Genomic DNA, 7703 nt, shown 5'->3' on the forward strand with positions numbered 1-7703 from the left:
CTGTGACAAAAGTTAACTTTTGTCACAGCCCCCATTATCGCACTTCCTTGTCAATCTGATTACATCATTAGCATTATTGTGCTGAGTCATCATCTGCTTGCGGCACATAAACTTTTCGCGGTTTGCTGCCCTCTGAAGGGCCAACCATTCCTTTTGCTTCAAGTTCATCTACTAAGCGAGCTGCACGGTTGTAACCGATCCTAAAACGCCGTTGGAGCATTGAGATACTGCAGCTTTGCTCTTTAGCAATCAACTTGACGGCATCTTCAAAAAGCTCATCTTCTGGATCAGTCGCCTGCTCTTGTGTGGTTTCTTCATCTGAAACAACCAGCGACTCATCATATTCAGCAGGTTGTTGCTGTTTAACAAAGTCGACAACACTAGCAACATCTTCATCAGAAATAAAGGCACCTTGCACACGTACTGGTTTATTCATTCCCATTGGCAAGAAAAGCATATCGCCACGCCCCAATAACTTCTCCGCGCCATTCGAATCAAGAATTGTGCGAGAATCAGTTCCGCTCGAAACTGCAAACGCCATCCGCGAGGGAACATTTGCTTTGATTAAGCCCGTAATGACGTCAACAGAAGGCCGCTGGGTTGCAAGAATCATGTGAATCCCGGCAGCTCGGGCCATTTGCGCCAAATGAATAATTGAATCCTCAACTTCGTTTGAAGCAACCATCATTAAATCAGATAATTCGTCAACAATAATTACTATATATGGTAGCAGCGGCTCAGCGGTCTTCATTTCCTTATTCTGCCTCTTTACCATCTCATTATACCCAGCTAAGTTACGCTGACCTGTGTTCGCAAACAATTCATACCGGCGCTCCATCTCAGAAACCAGTTTATGCAATGCCCGTGAAGCCTTCTTAGAGTCTGTCACAACAGGAGTCAATAAATGTGGAATTCCATTATAGACCCCAAGTTCAACCTTTTTAGGATCCACCAACATCAATTTAACCAAATGCGGCGGACAGTTCATCAAGAGGCTGGTAATAATCACATTGATTGCTACTGATTTTCCACTCCCCGTGGAACCTGCAATCAGCAGATGCGGCATTTTACCTAAATCAGCTGTTACTAATTTTCCTGAAATATCACGCCCCAGTGGAACTTCAAGCGGTTTTTGAGGTTTTTTGCGCTGTTCTTCAATAATACTTCGAAAAGAAACAGTCGAAACTTTTTGATTTGGGACTTCAATCCCGATCAATGATTTCCCAGGAATTGGTGCCTCGATTCGAATATCCTTTGCAGCCAATGCCAGTGCTAAATCATCTGAAAGATTAACAATCTTACTGACCTTAACGCCAATGGCAGGATGCAATTCGTATTTGGTTACAGCCGGTCCTAAAATTGCACGCTTAATCTCAACATCAACCCCAAAGCTTTGAAAGGTTTGCTTCAAGACCTTCGTATTGCGTTCAATTCTTTGGTAGTCGGCACTTTGATCCTCCAAATCGATATTATGCAGCAAACTAAAAGGGGGCAATTCATACTCATCATTGATCTTATTGCTGGTTTCAAAGACCTGCTGTTCGTCTTCTTTTTCTTGATTTTCTTTAGTTATAGTGCCTGAATCCAGTTCGGTTTTCTCCGCTGAAGGTGCGCTCCAACGATTGGTACTAATCGGAGTTATAGTAGGACGCTGCTCATCTTGATGACTTGTTTCTTCAGGAATAACCAGTGTTTTTGCAGGAGATTTTTTGCGAACCGGCCGGATACCATTTTTTTTGTGCGCTAATTGCTTAATCCACGTACTCATATGTAAGAAACCTAATTTAAGCAACTGCATCCCGAAATGCCCCGCTTTTTTAGCCAGCTGCCCCAGCTTCACAAAAAGATCGCCGCAATATTTCAAAACTTTCTCAAATGGAATGCCGACAAGCAGACAGATACTAAAGAGCAATCCAAAACTCGCAACAATATAGGTCCCAAGCTGAGAAAACAAGAAGTAGGCAAGTGCATAGAGATACGCCCCGAGCATTCCCCCACCAACACTGCCACCAATTCCGCCTGTCACCAAGTCACTGCGCAAATACTGCCACGTAATACTGATAAAATTAGCGTGAAGATCTAGGGTCCCAAAATAAACTGCATGCAAAAAAAGCAGACTACACAGCAAAATTCCAGATGTACCTAAAATAGTCGTTTTTTTCAAAGAGACTTCTTTGCCGGTCACAAGAATCAAAAGTCCGTCAAGTCCGAGAAATGCTAAGCCGATTGGAGCAGCGTCTCCAATCAAAACACGAAAGAGGTTAAGACACAAGATTCCCAAATAGCCAAGTTTAAACAGCCCTAAAAGTGCAAAGAAAATTAAAAATCCTCCTGCAATCCTTTTAGAACCAAGCTGCTTCTTTCTTGTCCTGCTGCGGCTTTTCTTTCTGCGTTGTGCCACGCTGTGATCCCCTTTCTAGCAAGAATTTTCACTATATCTATTGTAACATAGCATCACTGCATTTAGCGGTAGGCTAGCTTTCATTTCAATTTGTCATTTTCATAAAGATGCTTTTTTTCAAGTTTGGGAAAGTCTTGCTGACGTAAAACTTCATAAATCACAATTGCCGCAGAATTAGAAAGGTTGAGCGCCCTAATATGTTTATCATTTTGCGGAATACGCAAACATTTTTCTTCATTTGCCCGCATATACGGTTCAGGCAATCCAGTCGTTTCCTTCCCAAAGATAAAATAATAATCCTTTTCTGGAGTCGTATAATCGACTTGCGTATAATCCCGCGGTGCAAATTTAGAGATCAAAAAAAGTTCAGCTTGCGCTCCTAACGACGCCATAAAAGCGGGCAGATTCTTATGATAGGTAATCTTAACTTTATCCCAATAATCTAACCCAGCTCTTTTTAAGTACTTATCCTCTGTCGAAAATCCCAAAGGCTCGATTAAATGTAACTGTGTATTCGTTCCAGCACAAGTGCGTGCAATATTACCAGTATTCGCCGGCATGAGAGGTTCAAATAATACAATATGGTTCGCCAAAGTAATAATCCTCTTTTCGTTTCATTTATAGACACAAAAAAGCGTAGCCATTCGGTGTGGGCACGGCGAACAGCTACGTTAGTGAAGTACAATTATGTAATGACTAACGACAGTCCCGTTAATCACTAACAACCGATTTCTTGAAATAATAGTACCATCACAGTCTTTGGTTTTCAAGCTTTTTTCACAAAAAAACTGTTTTTCATTCTTTTTTTGCACTCAAAAGTGAAACATCAATCGTAATCTTGTCTAAACCCTTGCGCAAGCTCTCGTTAATTTGTGCTTGCGTCGCTCCCCAATGAAGTGGAGTCATATACATCAGGTTTTCAAAAAGTGCCTTGTTCAAAGGAAATTCATACTTGATTCTTTGAACATTTCCCTGTGGATAATTTTTCTTAAACAGTGTGACTACTTTTTCATTACTATAGTTATGCCGTGGATCCTCTTTTACATACAATGAGTGGCGCAATTCTTGTAAATATTCAGAATTGGGTACAATTTTAAACAAGTGTCCGCCACTTTTTAAAACTCGCTCAAATTCTTCATATGCTGATGGTGAAAAAAGATCTAATAGGACATCAAAAGATGCGGTCTGAAAAGGTAGGCGTGCTAAATCTGCCACACAAAAGAAGGCAGCAGTCTCTAACTGGGTTGCACGGTTCAATGCACGTTTTGAAATGTCAAAGCCTACCAGTGCATCATCTTGCTGATGACGCTGTTGCTCCAAAAGATGCAGTGTTGAACCCTCACCGCAACCAATATCGAGAATCTTAAGCGGTTTTTCAATTGGAAGATTGTCTCCAATCTGGGCAACAATGGGTTTGAAAAGACCGGCTTGCTGTAAAATTCGCCTGGCGGCCCAGAGTTTGTCGTCATCATAATCGCTTTTTAAACCATGATTAACAAGATATAGTGTTCCTTTACGTCCAAAATCGAAGTTATGCTTATTGCTACAAAAAACACTCTGGTGTTCGACTTTTAAAAAGGGACGATGACACACAGGACACCTAAACAACGCTAAATTTTTCGCTACAAAAGCCATTCCACGTTCTATTTTTTTCACTAATTCACCGCCTTCATCATTCCTGAACCTTTAAATATTTTCCATTAACCAACTTTATCAGATCGCTTTGTTTCAATCTTACAGAACGACCTACTTGACCAGCTGAAACTGAGATCTTCTCAAACTTTTTTATCCGTTCATCAAAATAAATTGGGAAACCCTTGCGCACACTAATTCCAATCGGAGTATTAGCGCCGTGAACATATCCAGTAATTTTGATTAACTTCTTATTGTCCGCCAAATGAACTTGCTTTTCACCAAGCTCATGTGCAATCAGTTTAAGATCAAGTTCATATTCCAACGGTAAGCAAACTACTAAATGATCTGTTTCCTTCTCACTTGTGCGCAAAACAATTGTCTTTAAGATACTTTTTGCTTCAATCCCTGCTGCCTGAGCCTCAGCAAGCGCGTCGTATCCCTCCTCTAACCAATTAAAAACCGTTTCTTCATATTCAATGTGATGTTGATCCAAAATCCGCTCATCATTTGTTTTCTTGATCTTTTTCTTCTTTGCCATAAAAAAACTCCTTATTAAAACTTTCGCTACTAATTATAACCCGAATAAAGTACGGCGTCACTTCGATCAAAAAGCGAATATTTTCCACCTGATCTTTTTGTTTCATTTGACTTTCACATTAGAGTGTTGTAGATTTATGTGTGTTTGTGAGTTAAACAAACATAATCAACGAATTATTTTGTTAATTAAGAATGTGAGGTTTTAAGAATGCCTGTATTTGACTACGAAGATATCCAGCTTGTACCAAATAAATGCATCATCAAAAGCCGTTCCGAAGTCGACACAACTGTTAAATTTGGACCGATGACTTTTAAAATCCCGGTAGTTCCTGCCAACATGCAAACAATCATTGATGAACCACTTGCAGTCTGGTTGGCGCAAAACGGCTACTTCTACATTATGCATCGTTTCAACGAAGAGGAACGCTTACCCTTTGTAAAAAGAATGCATCGAAAAAACCTTTTTGCATCAATCTCTGTTGGTGTTAAACCAAAAGAATACAAATTGATTGATGATTTGGCAGCTGAGCGTGCACTTCCAGAATATATCACAATTGATATTGCGCACGGCCATGCTGACACCGTCATCGAAATGATCAAATATATTAAAAAAAATCTGCCTGGCACCTTTGTAATTGCGGGCAATGTTGGGACTCCTGAAGGCGTGCGTGAACTTGAAAATGCGGGTGCTGATGCAACCAAAGTCGGGATTGGTCCTGGTAAAGCATGTATCACAAAACTAAAAACTGGTTTTGGAACAGGCGGCTGGCAACTGGCAGCTGTGCGCTTGTGCGGCAAAGCTGCTAGTAAACCGATTATTGCTGATGGCGGTATCCGTCATAATGGAGACATTGCTAAATCTGTTCGTTTCGGAGCTTCCATGTGTATGATCGGCTCCTTATTTGCTGGACATCAGGAAAGTCCCGGTGAGATTATTGAAGAGGATGGGAAAAAGTATAAAACCTATTTTGGTTCAGCCTCACAATATCAAAAGGGTCAATATAAGAATGTTGAAGGCAAAAAACTACTTGTACCTTATCGCGGAAGCATTGCACATACCTTGCGTGAAATGCACGAAGATTTACAGTCTTCCATTTCATATGCTGGAGGCCGCGAACTCACAGCACTACGTAAAGTTGACTATGTCATCGTCAAAAATTCCATTTTTAATGGTGATAATATTTAAAATACTCAAATAAACTCAAACACATAAAAAGAGCGAGTGTGACATAAGTCGGGAAAATTTGAGTGCTAACTCGAAATTACGAACATAGCGGGTACTTTGCTATGAGTAATTCGAAGTTAGACGGAAAATTTTGACTTATGGAACACGTTTATTCGGAATAAAAGAGGGGCTGTGACAAAAGTTAAATTTTGTCACAGCCCCTCTTAATTTTATTTTGATTCAATCCTACCCATCAAAACCTTACGACCGGCTAGACCGCCTCATTTTAATTGCTTGATATCAAACTATCTGCTCCAATACACTCGCCAAAGCCGCAGTTTAAAGATATTTGATGACACTTCCAACGTGGATTTCCGGCATTTTTTGCGGTGTCAGGTAAATTCCATTATGTTGTGGTTTTTCTGGTACATCTTCAAAGAAAAGAGTCGCATGCCCAATCATTTCCATATTACTTTGAACTAACTGTCCGACATACAAAATCTCATAGAGCTGATCATCAATTCTCAATTTGCGACCTGCACGAAATTGATACTTTTCATCTTTTGATTTAGCAAAGCGTTGTACAATGGAGACACGTCTCAATTGAGTTGAAGCAGTTTCATCAAAGAGAATCAACAGATCGTCATCTTTAGAAACCGCTTCAGGCCCAATTTCAACAACTTTTGCTTCTAGCATACCCCTAACCCCTTCTATTCATTGTTTGTAACACTTACATTGTAGCATAAATTGCAGCTTTCTTACCAAAATTACAGTTAGTTGATCCAATTATGCTATACTTAAATTCATAATCATAAAGGAGGATATAAACGTGAATCAAACTCTTTTCTTTGGCACTTATACGAAAAAAATTTCTGCCGGTATTTACCGTTCAGAACTGGATCCGCAAACAGCGCGCTTGAGTAAACCAACTGTATTTATTAAGATTGACAATCCAACCTATCTGCAAACAACTGCTTCAGGTAATTTGTATACGGTTGCAAAAAAGGGAGATGCTGGCGGAATTGCCAGCTTTGCCTGCAATCAAGATGCACAACCACAGCAACAGTCGCAACTGCTTTCTGCAGGTGCTCCTCCTTGCTATGTCGGTTGGGATGCTGGACGCAACCTTGTTTACACCGCAAATTATCATAAAGCAACTTTAAGTGTTTTTTCTTCAACTGCCGGCAAACTGACGTTGATTAAGGAACTTAAATTTACTGGCAGTGGTCCGCGCCCTGGTCAAGAACAAGCGCACATCCATTATACTGATCTCACACCCGACCAGAGGTTAGCAATTTGTGATCTCGGCAGTGATCGCGTTTATATTTATAATGTCTCAGCGACACATGAACTTGAACATGTTTTCACTTATCATGCAGAATCTGGATTTGCTCCACGGCATCTTGTCTTTCATCCCAATCATAAATATGCTTATTTAGTAGGTGAATTAAGCAGCCAAGTGGCTATGCTTGAATATCACGCTGAAACTGGGGAATTAGTACACAAACAGACACTTTCAACCTTACCACTTGACTGGCATGGTGAAAATGGAGCGGCTGCCATTCGCCTCACGCGCGATGGTAAATTCCTCTATGTTTCAAACCGCGGCCATGATTCGCTTGCAACCTTTGCCATTGCGGCTGATGGCAGAATGCAAGCAACTGCTTTTACAGCAACTGAAGGAGAATTTCCACGCGATTTCGCACTCGATTCGACCGATCGCTTTTTGGTAGTGGCTAACCAAAAGACAAATAATGCCACACTTTTTGAACGTTCGCTTGCAACCGGCGCACTCACTTGCAAGCAAAAAAATATTCCTGTCCCAGAAGGCGTTTGCGTTTCATTTTCACATTTCCAACTCTAATTTTTTAATAGTTCGCTATGTTACACAGCTTAAACTCGCAAACATCAAAAAAGAGAGTGTGACATAAGTCGGGAAAATTTGAGTACTAACTCGAAATTACG

The 7703-nt window shown here is 40.6% G+C and carries 7 protein-coding genes; 2 read left to right on the forward strand and 5 right to left on the reverse strand.

Annotation, left to right across the window (positions count from 1 at the left end):
- Window positions 1-73: 73 nt before the first annotated feature.
- The 4 genes from FD50_RS02790 to FD50_RS02805 all read right to left on the reverse strand — a co-directional run bounded on the left by FD50_RS02790 (window position 74) and on the right by FD50_RS02805 (window position 4574).
- Window positions 74-2401, reverse strand: coding sequence for a DNA translocase FtsK (locus tag FD50_RS02790; RefSeq protein WP_056960142.1), 2328 nt, complete (start codon window positions 2399-2401; stop codon window positions 74-76).
- 80 nt (window positions 2402-2481) lie between these two features.
- Entirely contained in the window at window positions 2482-2994 is a 513-nt protein-coding gene (locus FD50_RS02795; RefSeq protein WP_056960145.1) for a tRNA (cytidine(34)-2'-O)-methyltransferase, read from the reverse strand.
- 202 nt (window positions 2995-3196) lie between these two features.
- Window positions 3197-4057 (reverse strand): methyltransferase domain-containing protein, encoded by an 861-nt coding sequence (locus FD50_RS02800; protein ID WP_054758086.1) that lies wholly within the window; start codon window positions 4055-4057, stop codon window positions 3197-3199.
- A 16-nt stretch (window positions 4058-4073) separates the two neighbouring features.
- Window positions 4074-4574 (reverse strand): aminoacyl-tRNA deacylase, encoded by a 501-nt coding sequence (locus FD50_RS02805; RefSeq protein ID WP_054758085.1) that lies wholly within the window; start codon window positions 4572-4574, stop codon window positions 4074-4076.
- Between the two features lie 207 nt (window positions 4575-4781).
- Here FD50_RS02805 and FD50_RS02810 point away from each other — a divergent pair, with 207 nt between their 5' ends.
- Window positions 4782-5759 (forward strand): GMP reductase, encoded by a 978-nt coding sequence (locus FD50_RS02810; protein WP_054758084.1) that lies wholly within the window; start codon window positions 4782-4784, stop codon window positions 5757-5759.
- Window positions 5760-6077: 318 nt separating this feature from the next.
- Here FD50_RS02810 and FD50_RS02815 read toward each other — a convergent pair whose 3' ends face one another.
- Window positions 6078-6434 (reverse strand): PTS glucitol/sorbitol transporter subunit IIA, encoded by a 357-nt coding sequence (locus FD50_RS02815; protein WP_056960147.1) that lies wholly within the window; start codon window positions 6432-6434, stop codon window positions 6078-6080.
- A 133-nt stretch (window positions 6435-6567) separates the two neighbouring features.
- Between FD50_RS02815 and FD50_RS02820 the strand changes: the two genes are divergently transcribed.
- Window positions 6568-7602: a lactonase family protein gene (locus tag FD50_RS02820; RefSeq protein ID WP_054758083.1), complete on the forward strand. Its 1035-nt coding sequence runs from the start codon at window positions 6568-6570 to the stop codon at window positions 7600-7602.
- Window positions 7603-7703 lie beyond the last annotated feature (101 nt).

Source organism: Liquorilactobacillus satsumensis DSM 16230 = JCM 12392 (assembly GCF_001435195.1).
Classification (GTDB): Bacteria; Bacillota; Bacilli; order Lactobacillales; family Lactobacillaceae; genus Liquorilactobacillus; species Liquorilactobacillus satsumensis.

What these genes read in the sequence shown, in the direction of transcription:
- FD50_RS02805 (WP_054758085.1), bottom strand. Translation starts at nt 4,574, where the DNA reads ATGGCAAAGAAGAAAAAGATCAAGAAAACAAATGATGAGCGGATTTTG.
- FD50_RS02810 (WP_054758084.1), top strand. Translation starts at nt 4,782, where the DNA reads ATGCCTGTATTTGACTACGAAGATATCCAGCTTGTACCAAATAAATGC.
- FD50_RS02815 (WP_056960147.1), bottom strand. Translation starts at nt 6,434, where the DNA reads ATGCTAGAAGCAAAAGTTGTTGAAATTGGGCCTGAAGCGGTTTCTAAA.